This is a genomic window from Ensifer sp. ENS08 (genome assembly GCF_014852195.1).
GTDB classification, from domain to species: domain Bacteria; phylum Pseudomonadota; class Alphaproteobacteria; order Rhizobiales; family Rhizobiaceae; genus Ensifer; species Ensifer adhaerens.
The window spans coordinates 162758-185393 of record NZ_JACVBF010000014.1 but is presented as its reverse complement, the minus strand read 5'-3'; the positions used below and the strand labels follow the sequence as shown (position 1 = coordinate 185393).

The window sequence follows — 22636 nt, the reverse complement described above, 5'->3', positions numbered from 1 at the left end:
GCCCGCCCACGCCCTCCCGCCCGCCTCACTCCTGCTTGGCATGGAGGAGGCCGGTCGGGACAGCTGGGAGAGCTACATTCCTATGGCGAGATTGTCTTCGGCCGATCCGAGCCAAAACCCATTCCCAATGGCAGAAGCAATAAAGCCATGGATCCGATCTTCGTCAGGCTGTGGTTCACCACCATCAAGCGGTAGTCCGATACTCTGGAAGAATTGCCCCATGCTTTCGTATGTCACCATGAGGAGGCGTGCGGGCTCGTTCGCGACGTTGCGGATAGCATGCGGAACACCGCTTGGGATGTCGAGGGCGTCGCCCGAAGCGTAGCAAGCCCAGGAACCATCTTTGAACGCCTCGATCTGTCCTGAAGAAACCACCAGCGTTTCGCGCTCGCCATGACTATGAAGTGGCACACGCGTTCCCGCCGGCACCACCGCGTCCAGTGCACAGTAGGCGCTTGGGTTCCCGACGAATGATGTCAGAAAGCGAACCTGGGGGCCAAGGATGTCGATGAAGCCCGAGTTGTTGAGTACAGTCATTTGATTCCTTGCTTAGCGTTGCGTTCAGCGGCAGGACCGCACAACAGGTGTTTGGTCACCTAAGTGTATCTGAATTGTGTGGCTGCCCGGGCATTTTGGTAACAGCATGTAGCGCCCCCAACAAAACGCTGATCATTATTAATAGTTTTTTGGCGCGAAATCAGAGCTATTAAAATAATTCAATCTAAACAAATGAATACCAATTAATAACAAATCGACGCTTCGATAATATACATAGGGATACACAGAAGCACCTTACTTGAAACACTGTGCATACATGCATGGATAAATATCGCTCCGCTGCCGACACGGTGTCCAAGTACGCGTCGGCAGGGAGTGCCAGTGTTCCGGATACCGATGCGGAGCATGCCGAAGCCTGAGACTCGCTGCGTTTCAGTTAGAGCCTCGAGCCAAGGCCGGAACGCTGGTTGGTATCCAATCCGATAACGACGCGGCCATCGCAAGAATGGCTGATCGCGACGCGCCACCGTGCACTAGAAGGAACACGCGATGTTCATAGGGCATTTCTTAATTCATTTCCGTGCCCACCGGCGCTGCCGCCAAACCGCTCAGGAACTCCGCCGATACAGCGATCGTCAATTAAGCGACATCGGGATTATCCGTTCCGAAATCGACAGGGTCGCATGGCAACAATTCGACAACAATTGAAGGATTCGCGGGACGAGTACAGGCCCCGATCGAAGAGCCAGAGGGCGTCATCTGGATAGTCGAGAACGGATGGATGTCCTCCACCGCATGGCTTTGAGATCGGAGACGTGGATCAACCCATGATCAGCCAACACCCCAATGTGGAGACAGCAGTATGACTTTCAGAAAGACCGAAGCGATCAAACGGCTGACGCCCGAGCAGTATCGCGTTACCCAGCAGAACGGGACCGAGCGTCCTTTCACGGGCGAATACAACGACAACAAGAGGCCTGGGCTCTATGTCGACATCGTATCCGGCGAGCCGCTGTTTGCGTCGTCCGACAAGTTCGATTCCGGTTGTGGCTGGCCGAGCTTTACCAAGCCGATCGTGCCGGAACACGTCGAGGAACGGAAGGACCGTTCCCATGGCATGATTCGCACCGAGGTTCGCTCGAAACATGCTGACAGCCATCTCGGCCACGTATTCACAGACGGTCCGCGGGATCGAGGTGGCCTCAGGTATTGCATCAATTCTGCCGCCCTGCGCTTCATTCCCCGCGAGCAGATGGAGACCCAAGGGTATGGCGCGTTCATCAACCAGGTGGAGGATATCTGAATGAGCGATCGAGCTGACAGAGCTGTTTTGGCCGGTGGCTGCTTTTGGGGAATGCAGGATCTGATCCGCAAGCTTCCGGGCGTCATCGCAACAAGGGTGGGCTATACCGGTGGCGATGTGCCCAATGCGACCTACCGCAACCACGGCACCCACGCCGAGGGCATCGAGATCGCCTTCGATCCCGGGACGATCAGCTACAGGCAGATCCTGGAGGTCTTCTTCCAGATCCACGATCCGACCACCAGGAACCGCCAGGGCAACGACATCGGCATGTCCTATCGCTCTGCGATCTACTACATTGACGACGAACAGAAGCGAATTGCCGAGGACACGATCGCAGACGTCAACGCGTCGGGCCTTTGGCCGGGCAAGGCTGTGACCGAGGTGGAGCCGGTGGGAGACTTCTGGCAGGCCGAACCGGAGCACCAGGATTACCTGGAGCGCTACCCCAACGGCTACACCTGCCACTTCCCGCGCCCGAACTGGGTGCTGCCGCCGCGGTCCGCCGCTGAATAGGCCGCGGTTGTCGATGACGCAAGAACGCCGGGCACGCCACCAGCTTGCCCGGCGCCTCCTCGTCCATACACCCAGGCTCGCGTCACCAGCTGATCAATTGAGAAAAGTGCCGGCGGAACTCCGAAAAGTCCGGCGCTAGCAGGCATCTGTCAACACTAGGCCTGAATCTGACTCCGCGGCACTTGTGCGATGACCGCGGCCAGTGTGTGGCGCCGGCGCTCAGTGAGCGCTGACGCGCGACAACAACGACAGATCCTGTCGGAGATAACACCAAAGGTCTATTTGAGCAAGCTCTGATTTGGTTGACACTGCGTTTCCAATGGCGCCGGAAAACTCGGTGTACATTTACTGCGATCAGAGTAATCGTAGTTATGTGGTGATGCTTGATCATCGCGAATGTTCCAGGTCGGGCACCGAGCGTAGTCGGCATTTGCCAACGCCTTTACCTCGTCCAGCCAGCGGCGGCGCCCATTTTTGAGGAAGTAAGAATGTCTCAAAGAATTCTGATTATCGGCGCTGGCTTCGCCGGAATGTGGACCGCACTCGGTGCCATGCGTCTGCTGGACCGACAAGGAAAGGCGGACGGGACCATCGAAGTTGCCGTGATCGCGCCGCAGCCAGAACTCCACATCCGTCCGCGCCTATATGAAAAGCATGCCGCGCAAATGAGAGCGCCGCTGTCAGAGATTTTCGCCAATGTAGGCGTACGTTTCATCAGGGGCCATGCAACGTCAATCTCGACATTGGAAAACGTGGTCACCTATGCAGACGCAGACGGTGTGGCGTCAACCATAAGCTACAGCAAGCTTGTGCTGGCGACAGGAAGCGTCCTGCACCGCCCCGACATTGACGGTCTCGTCTATACGTTCAATGTCGACCAGCTTGCAGATGCCGCTGAACTGGAGGAGCACATTCATCAACTCGGTCGGCTTCCGGAAACCAAGGCGCGCAACACCGTGGTTGTTGCGGGTGGCGGCTTTACCGGTATTGAGACCGCTGCTGAGATGCCGCACCGCCTTCGGAGCGCGCTTGGAAAAGACGCCGATATCCGGGTTATTATCGTCGAACGCAGCAGCGCCATCGGCCCCGACCTCGGGCCTGGGCCGCGCCCGGTCATTGAACAGGCACTTTCCGAGCTGGGCGTTGAGACGCGACTTCTATCCCCAATCATTTCCGTCGATCACGAGGGCGTCACGCTCACGTGCGGTGATCGGATCGAAGCCTCAACCGTTGTCTGGACAACCGGTGTCCGCGCCAATCCGATCACCCGTCAAATCGACGCCGTCAAAGACTCCTTTGGGAGGCTCCACGTCGATCGGAATCTAAAGGTGGTTGGCCACGAGGACATCTTCGCCACCGGTGACGTTGCGTGCGCCGCAACAGACGATCGCGGAAATCGCACGATGATGAGCTGCCAGCACGCTCAGAATTTGGGGCGTTCTTCCGGGTATAACGTGGCGGCTGATCTGCTCGGAGTGGAGCCCATCCCCTATAGCCAGGAGAAATACGTCACCTGTCTTGATCTCGGACCATGGGGCGCGGTTTACACAGAAGGGTGGGACCGTCAGATCAAGCTCACCGGCGCAGAGGCAAAGAAGCTCAAAACTGCCATCAACACCACCTGGATCTATCCACCGGTGGCCGATCGTGCTGCGGCACTGGAGGCTGCCGATCCACTCCGCATCGTAGTGGCGTGACGATCTGGAAAAACTAGTCACGGGTGATCGCGTTCCGACCGGACCGGTCACTCGTGCCAGATTGGGGGCCGGCTCAGCCAGTCCAAGTTTTGTCTCTCTTGCAGAGACGGCCACTCTAGAATCGAGGCCATAATATGCACGTGCAACTGAAACGAAAAATAGCATTCGCCCTGCTGATGGGGATCGTGACCACGGGCATCATTTCTTTCGTGTTGCTCTCTCTGAACTTCGGCTTCTCCAACGGGTTCCTGGTGAGATGGTTGCGTTCCTGGGGAATCGCCTACGTCATCGTCATTCCGGCAATTCTTGGGATCGGCCCCCGCTTGCAGGCGCAGGTCGATCGACTAATCCGGTGATGATGATTTGCTGGGACGCGGTGTGAGGCAGAGTTGTGCTTTGCCAGGGGCGCGCGATGCGATGCTCACAACCCTCCGCACCGCTGCATCACTGTTGCAGCGAGATACAGTTTTCCATCGAAGCTGACACACACCCGATACTTAACGATGGTCTTTTTCAACAGCGAAGCTACTTGGCTGCCACGAGAGGGAAAGAATGTTGATTCTTGTTCTTGCCTGTTTGGTGGGTGCGCTGACTGGTACCGAGCCACATTACCGGGTTCTCTTCAAGCGCCTCAACAACAGTGACGTGCGCCTACCCTCCACGACAAAGTTCCTAGCACTTGTCGGCATGGCCGGAACGATTCCTGGGATAGCCACCCTGGCGGCAATCGGAGGTATTTGGGCGGGACGCGGCAGCGAGTTTGATCGTTTTGCTGCGATTTCCGTGCTGATTGTCTTGGGCTTTATCCTGTTGTCCAGGCGGTCAGCGGGGTGGATGTCGCAGCGTATTTCTAGACACGGCGACGGACTAATTCCTTTCATGTCAAAAGACGGAAAGCGTAGCGTCTTTGCCTCGCTTCTCTTTGGGAATGCAGTTGGCATGAATTGGTTGCCGTACGCGGCACCTGTTCTGGGTCTGACTTTGGCAAGCACCGCTCTCGATGGGCCAAACATACAACTCGGGCTCCTGATCGCCGCATATGCCTTTGGCGCTACGGCAGGTGCTTCGCTGGCGGCGCTAACGATGGCCGTTAGCCCAGTCCACATCATCCCAAAGATCGGAAAGCGGGTGGGCCAAACAATGGGAGTCGCTGTACTTTCCGGAACTGCAGCGATTTCCGCGCGATACGATACTGGTCTTGTGACTGGGCTATCCTTCGCGACCACAATCAACTTAGAACGAGAAATCGACGTCGACGTGAGGGCGGAAAAAAGGCCTGGCGCAGGCATTTTCCACGATGTTGAACGGCCCGAGGGAAAATGATGGCTGCTTCCCGCTGTCGCGCAGCCCCGGAACACCGCTCTCCAGTAGCTTTCCAAGGATTGGCGAATCCTCACGAGAAGATCGGCTATTCGGATTTTCGTGTGGAAATACGCTCTCTCACCGACACTTTGACGTTGAGCTAAAGTCCGAACGGCTGCGTCCGGCTTGGCAGCTGCCAGCCGGAGCAGAAGTCCACCAGCCAGAAATCAAATAGCCCAATTAGCAAAAGCAATTATACCAAAGATAGGCACTGGGCATTCTCATTTCCCCTTCGAAAACCCCGCCCCCCTGCTATCCTACCTCGGCTCGGGACGCGCACTGACGACCTGATCTTTCAGTTCTTCGTCCTGGGAACACCAAGCAAGGCTGAACTCAAGGTGCGTCTAGATGAACAAATATCAGAATGATCTTCTCGACAAAGCTTTAGAAGCACACGGCGGCTTTGAACGTTGGAAAAAATTCCGCGGCATGGCTTCAACCATTCGCACGGGCGGCAAGCTGTGGGCGTTCAAGGGAACACCTCTGCCTTCCGTACCGAGACGCGCGGTCACCGAATTTCACCGTCAGTGGACTCAGGTTGCGCCGTTTGGCCAACTCGACTGGACAATGACCTGGACACCAGGGCACGTCGCGATAACCAACCGTGATGGCGCGACCATCGCCGAGAGAGACGATGGCAGGAAAGCATTCGATCGAAGCTTCGGTGGCCAATGGGATCCACTTAACCTTGCGTACTTTAACGGATATGCCATGTGGACATACCATGCGGCCCCGTTCGTGTTTGGCGAACGCGACTATGAAGTTAGAGACATTGAACCCATCGAATCCGACTCGGAGCTGTTGCGCGGGATACTCGTGAAATTCCCAGAGAGAATTCACAGTCACAGCCAAGAACAGCGTTTCTACTTCACAGCAGACGGTTTAGTGCGGCGGCACGATTACACGGTCGACGTCTGGGCTGATGTAAGAGCAGCTCACTTCATGTTCGATTATGTTGACGTCGAAGGGTTGAAGTATCCGACGCGACGCTGCGTTTTCACGGTGAAACCCGATGGCAGCCTCGACCGGGACTTCAATGCGGTTACGATCGAGTTGTCTGACTACGCGGCCTTCTAATCGGCTATTCGGATTTTCGTGTGGAACTGCGTTTTCAAGCGACGCGTCCACGTTGAGCAAAAGTCCGAACTGCTGCGTCAGACTTGAGCGAGGCCAGCCGGAACAGCAGCCCGGGACGATGATGTCTACCGAAGCGGACAACCGCATGCCCACAGAACAGTTTTGTGCCGTGGATTGGAATCCCGAGCGCCGAGCGGCGGCCTGGGGTGCGGGCGGCGGTAGCCAATCTTCGAAGCTTTGATTCTCCAATGGACCTCCGCCCAGCTTCCCGCTTCGACCGGCAGCGGAAGATCCTTCCGTAGGCCTTCCGACCACCCTTCACCGGAAGTCGGCAGGACATCCTTCATTCCAGCCAGGCGGGCGATGCCGCGCGTGGCGATCTCTATTGCCGACGCTCAGGCCTCGGGGGCATCGAAGGCGAGGTTGCCGATCGTCGAGGAATACCCCGGCCAGACCTCAAGCGCTGCGATCCGGCAAGGCAGGCGCGACGCTGCAGCATCTGCACCAACACCGTTCTTGCCCAGTGATTCAACCCGACGAATCCTACGGCATGTCGAGCTTCACCAGGGCATGTTCCAGCAACCTGGTATTTTTGATAAGGCAGAGGGGGGCTCGTATCGCCTGGCTGTGATGGCGAAAAAGCCTCAAGCCTTGCCGCGGCAGGTTGGGATGACGGCAGAGAACCAGGTCATGGACATTGGCAGAGGATGGACGTTCCATCTGGATGCCGCCTCAGCGGCGAATAGCCGTAGCAAGGGCACCGTCAGTTTCGCTAGGCTCCGCGAGCGTGCCAATAGCGGATGCTTTCGCATCATCCTGGCTCGGCCGAACCGGAGGACGGCATGCGTGCGAGTCCCCTCGAAACCGTCAACAGAACGGCTTCGAGGGGAGAGCGGTCAAGATCTGCGGGACGCTGCGAAGGAATTGGCGGCGATCCATAACGAAACGGCAAACAAGCCAACGTCCTTCAGCAGAAACTGACCCGGGGCAACCGTGATTGCGGGGAACCCCAAGTTGGGCTCGAATACGCCTGGCGTCGTCACCATAAAGCTCAGTGTGGTCGCGAAGAGCCCGGCGGAAAGTACTCCTCCAACGAGCGACAACAGAGGATTGAAATACCTCGCTGCGATAAGGACACCAATACTCACCTCGATTACTCCAAGCGCACTAGAGAAACCCCTGACACCCAGAAGAGGTTGAACCCAGCTCAAGAACGGGCTGTTGCCGACGAGCGGCGTGAGGCCTTCCGCTTCATACGCGGTGAACTTCATGCCACCGAACCAGAAGTATATAATCACCAGAGATGTGTACAGAGCAGCTGTACTGATCGCGTTCCCAATCAATTCTACATTCGCAACTGCTCCCTTCGGCTTTTCGATGGAGACCTTTGCTTCACTAAATATATTTGCCATGTTCTGTCCTTTCTTAGATACAATCAAATCTGGAATTTTCAATCGTTACTCTATCGTCGTGATTGCAGTCGAACCTTCAATTTATCGAATCCTCCTTCCAGTCCTCGTAGGCGGTGACGCCGCTGAGGCTCTTGCGAAGCTCTGCGTCGAAAACGCTGTTAATCGCGGGTGCAGCTGCGAACTTGAATTTGCCGCAGCTGCACTGTTTCGGTTTTGGGTGCGCGTTGGCTTGATCCGCGCAAATTCCTGCGGCCGTCCGCGATCCCAAGGTCTGCCCCGCGGGTTCTATCGCGCCTTTTGAGGCGCCCCGTCTTGGCTAGAATCTAATCCTTAGCGAGCGTCACCGCTGCTTCGAAGGGCGGTCGAAGCCCATTCCTGGCGCGGCTCGGCGCGGCAGGAACGAATCCACGCCGACTTGCGAACCAGTCCGCCCATCAACTCGGCACTTGGCGCAGTCATCATGCTCTCTTACGAAAATTACGTGTTGGCTGTCTCATCGAGTTTCGGCCGCCCTTGCCACTCTACCGTAGCGCTGCGACGAGCCATGGATTCGAGGTCGCCGCGGTATACGCCCAAGTCGTCGAGTGCACGATCGTCCATGCGATCCCACAGACGCAAGGTACGCCAATACCCATTATGGGTGCGTATCGCTTTGAAAATCAGCCTCATAAACATCGGCGCTCCGCTGAATCAATTCGATACCGATCTGTATCGTTTTATGAAAATGTTCTAACCGTGCGCCGATGTCAAGCTTCCGCTAAAATTCAAAAATCACGATTTTGTCAGCTTTTTGTGATCTGCTTGGCCCGCGTTGTCCGGTTTGCAGAGCGAAGCAGGAACGAGTATATATCAATACAGTTCTGTATACTTAGGAGCAAATATGCGCCGGTCCGAAATTCGCGACCATCTGCTTGATACAGCCCTTCGGCTTTTTAACCAGCATGGATATCACGCCACTGGAGTTGACCTCATAATCGCTGAAGCCCGCGTGGCGAAGACGACTCTTTACCGTCATTTTGCAACGAAAGAGGAGCTGATATTGGCAGCGCTTGAACGACGTGACGAGGAATCGCGAAACGCAATGCGGTCGTTTGTGGAGCAACGCGCGCGAGAACCGCGGGAGCGCATTCTAATGACTTTCACCTACCTAGAGGAGGTGATCGGAGATAAGCACTTCAACGGCTGCATCTTCGCAAATGCGGCCGGCGAATTTAAGGAGGTTGGAGACCCGGTTTTCCAAGCCGCTCTCACTCACAAGAAACTGACACGTGCCTACTTTGAGGAACTGGCCTATGCGGCTCAGCTATCCGACCCTCGACGCATAGCTGCGGAGGTCAATCTGTTGCATGAGGGGGCTGTCGCAGTTGCACAGATGACCAGATCAACATCATCCGTAAGACATGCAAGGGCGATGGCCCAGCAACTACTCTCACTGGAACGTGTATTGAATTCTTGACCCCCGACTCGAGCGAGCGCTCCCGAAATTAGCGGTTTCGGCACGTGGATCGATCCGTTACTATCCCCAGGGATACGGTCTTTTCCACAGGAGGGCCATGCAGCGAAGACTAGCCGCCGTAATGATAGCCGATGTGTGCGGCTACGGGCTACTCAGCCAAGCCGACGAGGAAGGCACTCGCCTTCGGTTTCAGGCCGACCTGAACGATATCTTCCTGGGCGCGATAGCTGCACACTCAGGACGACTGGTAAAAACAATGGGGGACGGTCTGCTCATCGAATTCCACAGCATCGTGGAAGCTGTGCGATGTGCGGTCGATGTCCAACAGCTCAAATCAGTACAGCGGAAGGTCGGCACCCAACACCTGGAATTTCGGATAGGCATCAATCTGGGCGATGTGATCGTCGAAGGAGACGACATCAACGGCGACGGCGTCAACATCGCCGAACGTCTTCAGAGCTTGGCCGAGCCTGGTGGGATTGTCATCTCTGGAACGGCCTACGACCACGTAGAGAAGCACCTTGCGGTCGCGTTCGAGTATCTGGGCGAACGGAACCTGAAGCACGTCCTGAAGCCAATCAGAACCTACCGACTGATCTTGGACAAAAGTCCGCAAAAAACTGTCGCGAAAATTCCCACCAGATTGAACTACGCGCTCGCGGCCGGAATTATTGCTTTGCTCGCGGGCGCGGGGACGTTCTGGTGGAGCCCCTGGAAAGAGCTTGCGGCTGCACGGGGAATCGAGCAGTTGCCTCTTTCCTTGCCGGACAAGCCTTCCATTGCGGTCCTTCCATTCAACAACGTGAGCGATGATCCTAAGCAGGAATATTTTGCGGATGGCATGACGGACGGCCTCATAGCGGAACTTGCGCAGATCTCGGGTTTGTTCGTCATCGCGCGCACCTCTTCATTCAGCTACAAGGGCAAGTCGGTGCCTTTACGACAGGTATCAACTGAGCTCGGCGTAAGATATGTTCTCGAGGGAAGCGTGCAGCGCGCGGGAGAGCAGTTGAGGATCACGGCCAAACTTCTTGATGCCCTCGATGGCGGGCATGTCTGGGCGGGGAAGTTCGATGGCAATCGATCCGATGTTTTCGCGTTGCAAGACGAAGTGACCTCCAGAATTGCAGATGCGCTCACCGTCCGGCTGGTATCCGACCAAAAGAAACAATCACGTGGCGACCGGACGGGCGTGCCCGATGCGCTCGACGCATACCTGCGCGGCTGGGAAAGCCAGCGTCGAGCAACACCTGAAGATCTGGCCCGATCGATCTCGTACTTCGAACAGGCTATCTCGCTCGACCCGGAATACGAACGCGCATACGCTGCCGCTGCCATGGCGTACGCTCGGATCTATCGTTGGCGCTGGCATTCGCTGATCGGCCTGTCGAGACCTGAAGCCAGATCTCGGGCGGCAGGGTACTTACAGTCAGCACCGACACGGAGAACGGCTTTGACTTATCAAGCGGCCGGTCTTCTTTCAGAGTCGGACTGGCAACATTCCACGGCCCTCGAAGAACTGCGAGAAGCCATCGCACTAGAGCCCGGCGACCCCTGGAATTACGCGCTCACTGCACTCGTCCTGACCTCCGCTGGTCGACCTGAAGAGGCGATCCCTCATATCCAGAGGGCGCTGAGGCTCGATCCGCAAGGGCCTCCATTCTTCAGCTATGTACTTGGCCTAATGGAATTCAGTATGGGGAATTTTGATGCGGCGGCGGAAGCGGCCGAAGAGAGCTTAAGATCGAATCCCGGAGACGACAATGCGCTACTGCTTCTGGCCGCTTCGTACGGGCAGCTGGGGCGGCGTCGCGACGCCGAGGCTGCTATCAAGCGCTACAATCAGCTTCGTACCGGGAGAGGCGGAATCATAGCCGCCATAACGACATGTCCCCCGCTCGACTTTGCTCGAGCCGAAGACAGTGAGCGGCTTTACCGAGGGCTGCGCTTGGCAGGAGTACCTGAGACGCTTCCAGAAGTGCAGGAGGACGTCATAATGACGACCCAAGAAGCCCTTCCCCTGTTCTTGGGTCGCAGGCTGCGGGGCACGGACATTAATTCGGGAAGCATTCACGAAGCGACCATTTCACCTGCGGGCCGAGCCAGCTTATCGGGTGGATGGGTGACCGATGAACGAGACGAGATGACCAGCGCCGAAGTCCGACTAGTAGGGGATCAGGTCTGTTTCTACGATCAGTCCAATAGGACCTGCGGCAGAGTCCTTCGGAACCCGGGAGGCATTCGCAACAAGGAAAATGAGTACATCTGGTATGCGCCTGGAAGAACACTAACGTTTTCGTCGTTCGACTAGGTGATTGGGCAGGGTCGGGGCATCTATGCTGCCTCGCAACCGGGTAGCCTATCTAGCAAGCTTTTTAGATCGGGTTCAGAAACCATAGCCGCCGCTTTGTCCACGGGCAGCCAGGCGACCTTTCGCTGACCCGCCTCCGGAAACTTCTTTTTGGTCCGCTTTACTTTCATGACATGAACCTCGACGACTGATGGGAATTTACGCCCATCCTCAAACCCCTTCATGTGCGTGAAGTACCCGAAGACACGCCTCTCGGCCCGACCCTTGACACCAGCCTCCTCCCAAGCCTCCAGTTCGGCGACCTCATGAGGCTCCAGGCCCTTGACAGGCCATCCCTTGGGAATGGTCCATCGCCCGGTCTGGCGCGTAGTAATGAGTAGAACCTCGCAATTGCCGTTGGAATGCCGACGGACACACAAGGCACCTACTTGTTCGATCACCTTCCCGGTACCGGGCCGCGCTCGATCCGCTGACTTTGCAGAGTCTTCCATATATGAACCCGGCCCCGACTTGCTACCGCACGGGATCGCAGGCGCCGCGACATAGTTGCCCACCAGCGGCCGTATGATCCTATCGTTCTCGTCCAATCTTGCCGCGACTCCGTTGTTCCGGAGCCGTCACGGCAAGTATGGTCGTTAGCCATAATCGTCCCGGCTCGTATCGCTGATGTGCCAAGATCAGCTCCAAGTGTGTCAGAGTATCTGGTGGGTGACGGTGCGTCGCGACCGTACGCGCGGCGAAAAGGAAGGCGCGTTCAAAGCTTTGACATGAGAGAACCTGTAGTCAAACGGGTCGCGTGCGTGGAGGGCATGTACATAGTTAGACAAAACGTTTGATTGGCACGCGCGGCGGCGAACTCGTTGCGGATGGCTCTTAGTGCGCAGTAGCCGTCAAAAACGCAGTCCGCACACTTCACCTAAAACTGGCGCTAGGTAGTTGCCTTGCCGCGCATGCGCCCTGCGTCGCGACCCGCAGACCCCGGGCAGCGACAGCGCCCAAACTCGCGTCCGGTTCGTCGCTCTCAAAGATGATTTCATGCTTATGGGGGCCCGGCATCGCCGCCGTCCCGAAAACACTTCCACCTTCGAAGCTGCCCCCTGGCAGACAACGTTCGAACGAGAAAGATACGTGAATTCGTCATTTAGTGTAACGGCCCCACCGCGGATTACAGACCGATACTTTTCGCCCCAAATTCCGACATTCGGCAGATACGCCAGACCCTGAAAACACAGCCAGTGGCTTGGATAGTCCAGTCATTACTCTGGCTCGATCGAACGGGCCGTGTCTACGAAAGAAAGGCAATTTCGATGAGCAAAGTAGTCAAGTTTCTTGCGGCCACGTCCATCGCCGCTTCCAGCTTTGCAGGCGCTGTCTATGCAGACAGCTACTACGAAGGAATCGATCAGAACTTCTCGCGGGGCGAGATTCGCAACCAAGCGCGCACGGACAATTTCGCGACGGGGAGCATCATCGAAAGTTCCGCCGCAAAGTCCTGGCCCAAGATCAAGGGCGGGGAAGGCGAATTTTACTCCGGAATCGAGCGCAAGTAGTATGCATCCGCCAAGAGCGGCCGGACACCACCGACCGCTCTTGGCATACTGCAAATCCCTAGAAGGCGTTCTTCGCATAGCGAGCTGAAGACACTTCTATTCGGATTTCCTTCCGGAATCGCGACTGCTCTGACCTCTACTGATCGGCGCTGTTCGAAGCTGAAAGTTGGAGTCCTATTTCTGCCGGCGTTTGACCGCTGCAAGGATTCGACGATCGAATATGAACATCCCTGCAACGATGTTCCTTCCTTGCAAACCATCTCCGTTCCCTACCGCTGCTCGGTCGAGGCCCTTCGTTCCTGGACGATCTGCGGCGCGTGCAGTCAGCTACTATCAGGATAGCCTATATCAACGCGCTGAGGGCCGACGGTTCCAGGCAGAAGGAAATGGGCCTGCGCAGGCCGCCCCAACGCCTATCCAGGGAGGCGATAGCTAAGCCACCGCCTCCCCGTTTCCGAGCGGGCGAACTTGCAGGGACGTCGCTCAGAAACCTTCTCACGCGGGTGGGTCACCACCTGCCCGGTGATACTCAGATCCTCACAGGCGCCCTGCACCCCTCGGTCCGCCAGCACGAGCATATGAACAACGTTTTCGCGTTGGAATAAACGCGAGGAGACATGTCTTATCAATCGCGGAATGCGATCAATGAGACTGGACGCTCGCCTCGAGGCCCCGAAGCTCCGCCGGAGCTCCGGGGCAGCCGATCTCCCCGCGGGGACACGGAACACGTTTGATCCGCGGTATCGAAGCGGTTGGTCGGAGACAGATGCCGCGGGGGCCGCACGTTGCTGCCTAAAAAGAACGAACATGGGGCCGCGGCGAAGGCCCGTCGAAGTCTGCTTTACGTTAGCGATGCGAGATACTTTGACAACTCTGCCTCTACGAACGCTGGAGCAGAGTCCCTGATTGTCGGAAGATTTCGACGGGCCGCTTCAACTTTCGCCATATCGATGTCGGCAATCAGCAGCGCCGGATCCTCTCCGGCCCGGGCCAACTCAAACCCGTTCTGATCGAGAATGCGAGAGCCGCCCCAAAAATCCAGACCGCCCCGCCGCCCGCAGTGGTTCACCATTATTGTCGGCAAGCTGTAGGTCATCGCAGTATGACGTAGATTTACCTCCCAACCGGTAGGATTGTCATAATCACCGTCCACGACACCTCGCGCAGAACCAATTGGCTGGATCAATAGGTTTGCTCCCTGAAGCGCCACCAACCAAGGCAGCGCCGGCGACCAGCTATCGGCACAGATCAAGGTCGCGGTCTTCCAATCGTCTTCGAGGGAAGCCAGGGAAAGCTCCCCACCCTGCTTGTAAAATTTCCCTTCCTGCAGAAGGCCATATGTCGGAATGTTGATCTTCCGATGCAGGTGTAGAAGTTGGCCGCACGAGAGAAGGGCTTGGGTATTGTAGCTGTGTCCATCCGCGGCGCGTTCGATAAATCCAAACGACACCGCGATCGCACCGGTGCGCGAAGCGATCGTCGCGATCTCGTCCGCGCTTATCGTCCGTCCCAGAACCGAGATGTCCGGAGTTGAAAGGTAATCTGTCAGGGAAAGCTCGGGAAACACCACCAAGCTTGCGCCGTTCTGGCGCGCTTGCTCGATCGCTTCGATGTGAAGCTCCATGTTTGCGCGGATATCGCCTGCCACGCAGCGAATCTGTGCGGCGGCTACTGTAATGGTCGACATGGTCACCTGTCCTTTTGCGGAGACCCGCTCCTCGTCACGGAGGAGCGGATCAACGTCGTCACTGAGTGAGGCCCTGCGATGCCAGAAACTCCTTTGAAACTTCCTCGACAGACCGCTTGTCGACGTCCACCGATGCATTGAGGCTCGCCATAACAGCGTCATCGAGCTTCGCTGATAGCCCGTTGAGGATGTCTGCCAGTTCCGGAGAGCCATCCAGGACTTCTTTCCGAATGACAGGCGTCAAGGCGTAGTTCGGGAAATAGCCCTTGTCATCCTTCAGAACGACAAAGTTAAACGCAGGAATGCGCCCGTCGGTCACGAACACGAGGCCGGTGTCGATCTGCGAGTCCTTCAGCGCCTGGTATACCAGGCCCGTGTCCATGCGCTTTACGTTGGCGCGACCGAATTCGAAGCCAAACGCCTCCTGCAACGGCTTCAATCCGTCCACACGGGCGTAGAACTCCGCGTTGCAACCGAACGAAAGGCCTGTGCCGCCGTTTATTTTGGCAGCGAGGTCAGACAACGTGGCGATCCCCTTTGCGGCAGCGTCATCCTTCCGCATGGCAATGCCGTAGGTGTTGTTAGCGCGCGACGGCGTTAGCCAAACCAGGCCTTTCTCGGCATCAAGTTCCTTGATCCTGGCGTAGGTCGCAGCAGCATCGAGCTTTTCGGTCACCTTGTTGAAGGTGATGAGCGAAGTTCCCGTGTACTCCCAATACAGGTCAATCTGCCCTGCTTCCTGCGCCTGCCGGAGGGGTGCCGTTCCGAGACCGTCCCGCTTGTCGACCGTGAACCCTTTCGACCGCAGCAGCTGACTGGTCATCTCTGCCATGATCTGTTGTTCAGTAAAGTTCTTGCCGCCGACGACAATGTCCTTCGCGGTTGCGACTCCGGCCGCAAGTGCGAATGTCAGGCCCGCGACGATGCATTTCAGGCTAAAGCTTTCCATGCTGTTCCTTCCCCTGTGTTTATTGAGTTTTCAGTTTAGCGGAGCGGGTTAACGCCCTTTGGTATCAGCCAGAACTGGCATTGACCGATCGCGAAGTCGGCGATGATCGCGAGTATTGCAGTCGGGATCGCCCCCGCCAGAAGCATTGATGAATCCATCAGATCGATGCCCGTGAAGATAAGCTCCCCAAGACCTCCCCCGCCAACCAGGAACGCGAGGGGCGCGGTACCGACGTTGATGGCGATGGCGGTGCGGAGCCCTGCAAGAATGACAAACAGGGCGTTTGGCAACTCCACCCGCAGGAGGATCTGAGTTTCGGTCATTCCCATCCCGGTAGCCGCCTCGACCAAGTGGCGAGGAACCATGTTCAGACCGGAAATGGTATTCAGTACGATCGGTAGAAGCGTGAGCACTGTCAGGCCGAAGACGGCGGACGGCGCCCCGATCCCGAGAAACGACATCGCGAGAGCCAGAACCGCAAGGGTCGGGATCGTCGTTCCGAGGTTAATCACCTGGGTGATGGCATCAGCGTGATGCGCCAGCGGCTTCCGCGTGAGCGCGATCCCGAGTGGTAATCCAATTGCGGCTGCTATCGCGCTCGAGTAGGCGACCAACACGAGATGTTGGCCAGCCAGGTAAACGATGTCGCCGCGATAGCTCAGGATCGTATCAAGAAGACCTGAGGAAGCCGCCCAAGCTCCGAATGCGAACAGTGCGCCAGCGGAAGCGATGCTCACGTAGGACGCGGCGGGAGAACGTGTCTGTGTCGTCATTCGCGATACCCTGCACCGAGGAGCTGACTGATACCACGCTGGGTGACGTACCCCTTGTATTGCCCCTCCCCGTCTACGCAGGCCAGCCAGGTCACACCATGCGAGAACATTGCCGACACCGCGTTTCTTAGGTCGTCATTGACGTTGATTAGCCCCGGCAATGCTTCGACGTGATCGCCGACTGCACCGTTCTTGCCCCGCACTTCGCTCAGTTGCAGGAAACCGCGCGCCCGACCGCCAGTCCCAACCATGACGATGGAGGTGTGATCGTTCGCCTCCATCTTCGCTATCGCGGATTCCAAAGTGTCTTCAGCTACGACGCTGGCTGGAGCCTTCTGCATAGCATCCGCCACTTTGACCAGTCGAAGACGCTTCAACGTCCGGTCGCTACCGACAAAATCCGCCACAAAGTTATCGACAGGGTTCGACAGGATCGCATCCGGATGATCGAATTGGATGAGTTTTCCGTCGCGGAATATCGCTATGTGGCTTGCCATTTTCACGGCTTCGTCGATGTCGTGGCTCACGAAGACTACCGTCTTTTTTAGCTCCGCCTGGAGCTTCATGAACTCATCTTGAATCACTTCGCGATTGATAGGATCGATCGCGCCGAAGGGCTCGTCCATCAGCAACACCGGAGGGTCGGCCGCAAGCGCGCGCACCACACCGACACGCTGCTGCTGTCCACCGGAAAGCTCCTTCGGATAGCGACGCAAGAAGGTCGCTGGATCGAGGTTCACAAGCTCCAGAAGCTCAGCGGCTTTTTTGCGGGACTTCTTGCGATCCCAGCCGAGAAGGTCTGGCACGACGCAGATGTTGTCTTCGATAGTCTTGTTAGGGAAGAGACCGATCTGCTGGATGACGTAGCCGATCGAGCGTCGAAGGGTCACAGCGTCCAATGCCGAGGTGTCTCGCCCATCGATGAAGATCTTTCCAGACGACGGCGTGATCAAGCGGTTGATCATCTTCATCGTGGTCGTCTTCCCGCATCCCGATGGGCCGAGCAGAACGCAGACTGCACCCGACGGAACTTCCATGGTGACGCCATCGACGGCGGTAACAGAACCAAAAACTTTGGTGAGGCGATCAAGTCTAATCATCAGCTTATCCGAAGGCCTGGGGATGTAAGAAACCGCCTGAGCGCAAGAAGACCGAAGTCCGCAAGGATGGCGAGGACGCTCACGGCGAGCGCGCCGGTCAGCAGTTGGCGAGGATCGGTCTGTGTGATGCCTCGGGAGATAAAGGTTCCGAGGCCGCCAGCGCCGATGTATGTCGCGATTGCAGCGACCGCGATATTGAGGACGACGGCATTGCGGACGCCGTTTATGATGACAGGCAGCGCAATCGGCAATTCCACATGTTTCAGACGTTGCATGAACGTCATTCCCATCCCGACCGCCGCCTCGCGCAGCGACGTGTCGACATTCATGATTGCGGTATACGTGTTGCGGATAATCGGCAGCTGCGCATACAGAATGAGTGCAATCGCTGCTGGCAGAAAGCCAATGCCCTGGCCGATTTTCGACAGAATTGGGATGAGCAGACCGAACAACGCGATCGACGGTATCGTCATCACGGCCGCTGCAACGTAGAGAACTTTATTCGCGATGGCCCGGCTGCGAGTGATGAAGATGCCGATCGGCACACCAGTGCAAATGGCGATGACGATAGACACGCCGACCAGCCATATGTGCTCGATCATCCGTGACCATATCAGCGGCAGGTTGTCGCCGATAAAGTGAATGGTTTCCATATTGTCCTCCCACCCTCCTCAAGAGGATTTGCGGATCGTAGGTGAAACAATCGAGCGCTAAGAACCGAATGTCCGACGGGAAGTATCAAAAACTCGCCATGCGCTCTCCCTACGATCCACGCCCTGCGCTATGGCTCCTGCTGTACAGGGGTTTTCAGAGCTATGCCCTGTCGGATTTCCGACGCTCGTCGCTAGGAGTGCAGCAGAACAACCGCCGGTAGGCGCTGCCGAGGTGCGAGGCGGAGACGAACCCACAGCGGAGCGCTATAGCGGCAATAGCTTCGCTACTTTCTCTGATGAGACGACGCGCTTCGTTCAATCTCGCATTCAAATAGAACCGCTGCGGTGTCATCTTGAAATGGTGGTGCCAAAGCCGCTCGAGTTGCCTTGTAGAAAGGCCGCTTTGTTTCGCCACATCGTCGATGGGAACGACGTATTCGAGGTTCTGCTCCATAATCGCGATCGCGGAGGCAAGACGGGCATCGTGGATGTCGTAGCGCCATTGGATGGCCATCCGTTGGTGCTCCTCCGGCCCTCGAATTCGAGTATGGAGAAACTGTTCGGCTGTGTCCGCTGCAAGCTGGGCTCCGTGATCACCGGATATTTGCGCCAGCATCAGGTCGATCGCAGCGGTCCCTCCGCCGCAGGTCCAGCGGCTACCGTCACGCACGTACAGGTCCCGCGTCACTTCGATATCCGGAAATTCCTCGGCGAACTGATTCATAGCCTCCCAATGGAGAGTGCATCGCTTTCCCACCAGTAATCCGGCACGGGCCAGAATGAACGTTCCCGTGCTCAATGCCCCTAACGGCATCCCGGTGACAGCCAACTTCTGCAGGTATTGGAGAATCCGTTTCGGACGTTTGCTCTCGATATCCAAGCTGGCGACGACGAACAGCCGATCCAATCGGGGTGCATCACTGATGGCAACCGTCCGCGTCTCGAAGCCGCTGCTCGAGGTGATTATGCCCCCGTCCTCGGAAAGCAAAAACCACTCGTACAGTGTGTGGTTTGCAAGGCGGTTCGCAGCGCGTAGGGGCTCGCTCGCCGAAGCGAGGGCCATCATGGAAAATTGCGGAAGGAGCAACAACCCTACGCGGATTGGAGCTTCGTTACGAACTTGCTGCATCTTTCCAGGCGTACGACGCCTCCCCAACTCATCCGCTTGCACGTATCCAACCGCGGTTCGAAAAGGAAGCCGTAATCGCAGGCGTGACGCTAGGTCCGAGGGAGCGAGAGGTCGCCGAGTTCACCAAGCAAGGCCTCTATCGGATGCCGCAAGGCCACACCATCGATACTGGCGGCCTGCGATCTGCATGAATACCCATCCGCCAAAAGCTCCGGTGCGTCAAGCTTCGCGACCTGGACCGCCCAACTTTGAGAATATATGCGCTCCGACAGCTCTCTGTGCTCAGCCTCATGCCCGAACGTGCCCGCCATTCCGCAACATCCGGCCGCCTCGAAGGCGAGATCCAACCCGCAGAGCCCGAATACGGTCTTCCAGGTCGAAATGGCCCCCTGAGCTGTGCTGCGCTCTGTACAATGCGGTATGAACCGGAAAGAACGTTTGTGAGGAGCCCGAGGCAGGAGATCTGCGTGATCGCGGAGCCACTCCTGGACTAGCAACACGTTGGGGACTTTCTCTCCGGGCAAAGCCGCTCGGTACTCGGAGCGGTAAGTCAAAGTCATCGACGGATCGATACCGACCAGCTTCACCCCACTCTCCTCAAGCGCCCGCAAGGCCAAGGAATTCATCCGCGCCGTGCGCTCAAATCTTCCGAGGAAGCCGTGCACGTGCAAAGGCTTCCCATTGGCGTAGAATGGCGCTAACCAGGGGCGAACTCCCATCAGACGGAAGAGATCGATCACCGCCAACAGCACCCGCGGCTCGTAATACGTCGTGAACGCATCTGACACGATGACAACGCTGGTACGGCGCTGCTCTTCGGTAAGGGCTGACAACACTCCCGGCGAAGCTATTCCGATCGAACGCGCCCGCAATTCTTTGGCAAGGTGCACGTTCGGGAGCCTTGGAGTGTGGACGAGTCCAAGTAGCTTCAAGATCCCGGAATTCATTGCAAAGTTTATTAGTCCGGGGAATGACGCCATCATCGGCAGCATTCCTTCAATGTTGGCCATGACGTGGTGGCGAACCGGACGCAGATATCGGCCATAGTAGAGTTCGAGAAACTTCGCCCTGAACGTCGGAACGTCCACCTTGATCGGGCACAGCCCGGTGCACGATTTGCAGGCGAGACAACCGGACATTGCCTCGTTCACTTCATGCGAAAAATCATCGGGATCGCGGCGCAAGGTGGCCAGCAGTCGCCGGCCGAAATTCCGCCATGGGGGCGCCTTTCGTAATCTGGCAGCCTCGGTGGCTGGATCGACGCCCTCCGACACCAAGCGGCGAAGCCACTCCCGCATCAATTGCGCCCGTCCCTTGGGAGAATGTCGTCTTTGCCGAGTGCCTTTCCAGGAGGGGCACATTGCCTCGTCGGGGTCCCAGGAAAAGCAAGCGGCGTTGCCGTTGCAATGCAGTGCCTCGTCAAAGGCAGCCCTGACCGTGGAGGTGAGCTGCCGATCAAACGCGCCTTTGGTAGGCAGTTCATCTATCCGAAGGAGCGGTTTTGCCGGAGGAGCGGCGATCTTGCCAGGATTGAACTGGTTCCTTGGATCGAAGGCGGTTTTCACCGCCTGCAACAAGGGATAAAGGTTTCCGAAAACCTTGGGTGAAAATTCCGACCTCAACCCCTTGCCATGCTCTCCCCAGAGCAGTCCGCCGAAACGGAGCGTGAGCTCTACCACCTCCTCGGTAATTTCCCTTATCAGCTCTTCGGCACCGTGCTTCTTCATGTCGATTGCGGGTCGGACATGAAGCACACCTGCGTCGACATGCCCGAACATGCCGTAGATCAGGCCGCGGCGATCGAGTGCGGCGCGGAATTCCAGTATGTAGTCCGCAAGATGCTCGGGAGGGACCGCAGTGTCTTCCACAAAAGCGATGGGTCTGCTGTCGCCCTTCATGTTGCCAAGAAGACCCACGGCCTTCTTGCGCATGTCCCAAACTTTCTGAACCTGTGACGCTCCGCGGGCGATGGAATAGCCACGTCGGCCTCCCCTCCCCGTGTTATCGTCGAGTTCGACGATGAGCCGCGACAGCGCGTTGTCGACCTCCCCTTGGCTCATACCGACAAATTCGATCAGATTGACGCCCTTCATTGGGCCAGCGCCATCCTCTGGAAAGAACTCTTGCACGGCCTCCCATATTGGATCCCCTTGGGCGAGCGCGAGCACACGGGAGTCGACGGTCTCGATCGAGGCCGGCACGAAGCGCATTAGCGATTGGGCGTCGCGCAACGCTGCGTCGAAACTGTCATACCGCTGCGCGATAAGCGCCTCGTGCGTTGGGATCGGCATGAGGTTGAGAACCGCCTCCGCCAGAAATCCCAGCGTACCCTCCGAGCCGCACAACAGCGAGTTCAAATCGAACATACCATCCTGCCGGCGGATATGCGCCAAGTCATATCCGGTGAGGCTACGGTTCAGTTTCGGAAATTGCGCGCTGATTTCAGCAGCTTTTTGTTCGTGCATATCGGCGACACAACGATGAATCGCGCCAACGAGATCCTCTCTTTCGACTATCACGCTGAGGGAGGCATCGTTCAGAGGCGTGGAGCGCCAGACCGTACCGTCCGACAGAACAGTAACCAGTTCCAAAACATGGTCGCGCGTCTTTCCATACAGGCAGGACCCCTGGCCGCATGCATCCGTGGAAATCATCCCGCCGATGGTCGCACGGTTTGACGTAGATAGTTCTGGGGCGAAAAACAGGCCGTAAGGCTTCAGGGCAGCATTCAACTGGTCTTTGACGACGCCCGTCTGCACGCGTGCGGTGCGTCGGATCGGATCGATCGCGAGGATCCGGTTCATGTGGCGCGAAACATCGACGACAAGGCCGGAGCTTAGCGACTGACCATTCGTCCCTGTTCCCCCGCCACGAGGCGAAATGACGACATCCGAGAAGCGCGGCTCTGCGAGGAGTTTGGCGATCCGCACCAAATCCTCGCAGTCTCTCGGGAACGCAACGGCCTGGGGTGTGACCTGATAGATGGAGTTGTCTGTTGAAAGCACCGTTCGATCTGCAGCCATTACGGACAAATCGCCGCTGAAACCGCGCGCCTGAAGTTCGGCACAGAAAACGCCGTAGAGCGGCATAAGGTCGGATCGGGTACGCAGGCTGGGGATCATGTTAAATCTTCTGCCCGCACGGTCAGGAGAACCCGACCGTG

Annotated in this window: 20 protein-coding genes; 10 read left to right on the top strand and 10 right to left on the bottom strand. The window is 57.3% G+C overall.

All coding sequences use genetic code 11. The annotated features are described in order from the left end of the window. Positions 1-72 precede the first annotated feature (72 nt). A complete protein-coding gene (locus tag IB272_RS25420; RefSeq protein WP_192445389.1) occupies positions 73-537 on the bottom strand; it encodes a cupin domain-containing protein in 465 nt (154 codons plus the stop codon). Between the two features lie 510 nt (positions 538-1047). Here IB272_RS25420 and IB272_RS35410 point away from each other — a divergent pair. The 7 genes from IB272_RS35410 (at position 1048) to IB272_RS25385 (ending at position 6453) form a co-directional block, all read left to right on the top strand. Continuing rightward, positions 1048-1206, top strand: a complete 159-nt coding sequence (locus IB272_RS35410; RefSeq protein WP_192445388.1) for a DUF1127 domain-containing protein — start codon at positions 1048-1050, stop codon at positions 1204-1206. Positions 1207-1360: 154 nt separating this feature from the next. Continuing rightward, on the top strand, positions 1361-1801 hold the full coding sequence (msrB, locus tag IB272_RS25410; RefSeq protein WP_192445387.1) for a peptide-methionine (R)-S-oxide reductase MsrB: 441 nt from the start codon (positions 1361-1363) through the stop codon (positions 1799-1801). Next, complete coding sequence (gene msrA / locus IB272_RS25405) at positions 1802-2317, top strand: peptide-methionine (S)-S-oxide reductase MsrA (RefSeq protein ID WP_192445386.1); 516 nt, start codon at positions 1802-1804, stop codon at positions 2315-2317. A 488-nt stretch (positions 2318-2805) separates the two neighbouring features. After that, entirely contained in the window at positions 2806-4014 is a 1209-nt protein-coding gene (locus IB272_RS25400) for an NAD(P)/FAD-dependent oxidoreductase (RefSeq protein ID WP_192445385.1), read from the top strand. Between the two features lie 134 nt (positions 4015-4148). Further along, complete coding sequence (locus IB272_RS25395; RefSeq protein WP_192445384.1) at positions 4149-4370, top strand: DUF2798 domain-containing protein; 222 nt, start codon at positions 4149-4151, stop codon at positions 4368-4370. Between the two features lie 196 nt (positions 4371-4566). Continuing rightward, positions 4567-5337, top strand: coding sequence for a hypothetical protein (locus IB272_RS25390; protein ID WP_192445383.1), 771 nt, complete (start codon positions 4567-4569; stop codon positions 5335-5337). A 387-nt stretch (positions 5338-5724) separates the two neighbouring features. Then, the gene (locus tag IB272_RS25385) at positions 5725-6453 is read left to right on the top strand and encodes a hypothetical protein (RefSeq protein ID WP_192445382.1); all 729 of its coding nucleotides are present in this window, start codon (positions 5725-5727) and stop codon (positions 6451-6453) included. Positions 6454-7349: 896 nt separating this feature from the next. On the opposite strand, the gene IB272_RS25380 is transcribed toward IB272_RS25385, so the two are convergent. Beyond that, a complete protein-coding gene (locus IB272_RS25380; RefSeq protein WP_192445381.1) occupies positions 7350-7865 on the bottom strand; it encodes a DUF417 family protein in 516 nt (171 codons plus the stop codon). 880 nt (positions 7866-8745) lie between these two features. On the opposite strand from IB272_RS25380, the gene IB272_RS25370 reads away from it, so the two are divergent. Together IB272_RS25370 and IB272_RS25365 are read left to right on the top strand one after the other, a co-directional pair. Beyond that, entirely contained in the window at positions 8746-9321 is a 576-nt protein-coding gene (locus IB272_RS25370) for a TetR/AcrR family transcriptional regulator (RefSeq protein ID WP_192445379.1), read from the top strand. Between the two features lie 97 nt (positions 9322-9418). Next, complete coding sequence (locus tag IB272_RS25365) at positions 9419-11632, top strand: adenylate/guanylate cyclase domain-containing protein (RefSeq protein ID WP_192445378.1); 2214 nt, start codon at positions 9419-9421, stop codon at positions 11630-11632. Positions 11633-11655: 23 nt separating this feature from the next. On the opposite strand, the gene IB272_RS25360 is transcribed toward IB272_RS25365, so the two are convergent. After that, the gene (locus tag IB272_RS25360) at positions 11656-12123 is read right to left on the bottom strand and encodes an NUDIX hydrolase (protein WP_192445410.1); all 468 of its coding nucleotides are present in this window, start codon (positions 12121-12123) and stop codon (positions 11656-11658) included. 816 nt (positions 12124-12939) lie between these two features. Here IB272_RS25360 and IB272_RS25355 point away from each other — a divergent pair. Further along, the gene (locus tag IB272_RS25355) at positions 12940-13182 is read left to right on the top strand and encodes a hypothetical protein (protein WP_192445377.1); all 243 of its coding nucleotides are present in this window, start codon (positions 12940-12942) and stop codon (positions 13180-13182) included. Between the two features lie 841 nt (positions 13183-14023). Here IB272_RS25355 and IB272_RS25350 read toward each other — a convergent pair. The 7 genes from IB272_RS25350 to IB272_RS25320 form a co-directional block, all read right to left on the bottom strand. Further along, positions 14024-14869, bottom strand: a complete 846-nt coding sequence (locus tag IB272_RS25350) for a nitrilase-related carbon-nitrogen hydrolase (RefSeq protein WP_192445376.1) — start codon at positions 14867-14869, stop codon at positions 14024-14026. 58 nt (positions 14870-14927) lie between these two features. Beyond that, on the bottom strand, positions 14928-15818 hold the full coding sequence (locus tag IB272_RS25345; protein WP_192445375.1) for a glycine betaine ABC transporter substrate-binding protein: 891 nt from the start codon (positions 15816-15818) through the stop codon (positions 14928-14930). A 35-nt stretch (positions 15819-15853) separates the two neighbouring features. Beyond that, complete coding sequence (locus IB272_RS25340) at positions 15854-16591, bottom strand: ABC transporter permease (RefSeq protein ID WP_192445374.1); 738 nt, start codon at positions 16589-16591, stop codon at positions 15854-15856. Continuing rightward, positions 16588-17691, bottom strand: coding sequence for an ABC transporter ATP-binding protein (locus tag IB272_RS25335; RefSeq protein ID WP_192445373.1), 1104 nt, complete (start codon positions 17689-17691; stop codon positions 16588-16590). The genes IB272_RS25340 and IB272_RS25335 overlap by 4 nt, the downstream gene beginning before the upstream one ends. Further along, positions 17691-18344 (bottom strand): ABC transporter permease, encoded by a 654-nt coding sequence (locus tag IB272_RS25330; protein ID WP_192445372.1) that lies wholly within the window; start codon positions 18342-18344, stop codon positions 17691-17693. The genes IB272_RS25335 and IB272_RS25330 overlap by 1 nt, the downstream gene beginning before the upstream one ends. A 160-nt stretch (positions 18345-18504) precedes the next feature. Continuing rightward, the gene (locus IB272_RS25325) at positions 18505-19410 is read right to left on the bottom strand and encodes a GlxA family transcriptional regulator (RefSeq protein WP_210339509.1); all 906 of its coding nucleotides are present in this window, start codon (positions 19408-19410) and stop codon (positions 18505-18507) included. 152 nt (positions 19411-19562) lie between these two features. Continuing rightward, positions 19563-22595, bottom strand: coding sequence for an FAD-binding and (Fe-S)-binding domain-containing protein (locus IB272_RS25320; RefSeq protein ID WP_192445371.1), 3033 nt, complete (start codon positions 22593-22595; stop codon positions 19563-19565). Between the last annotated feature and the right edge of the window lie 41 nt (positions 22596-22636).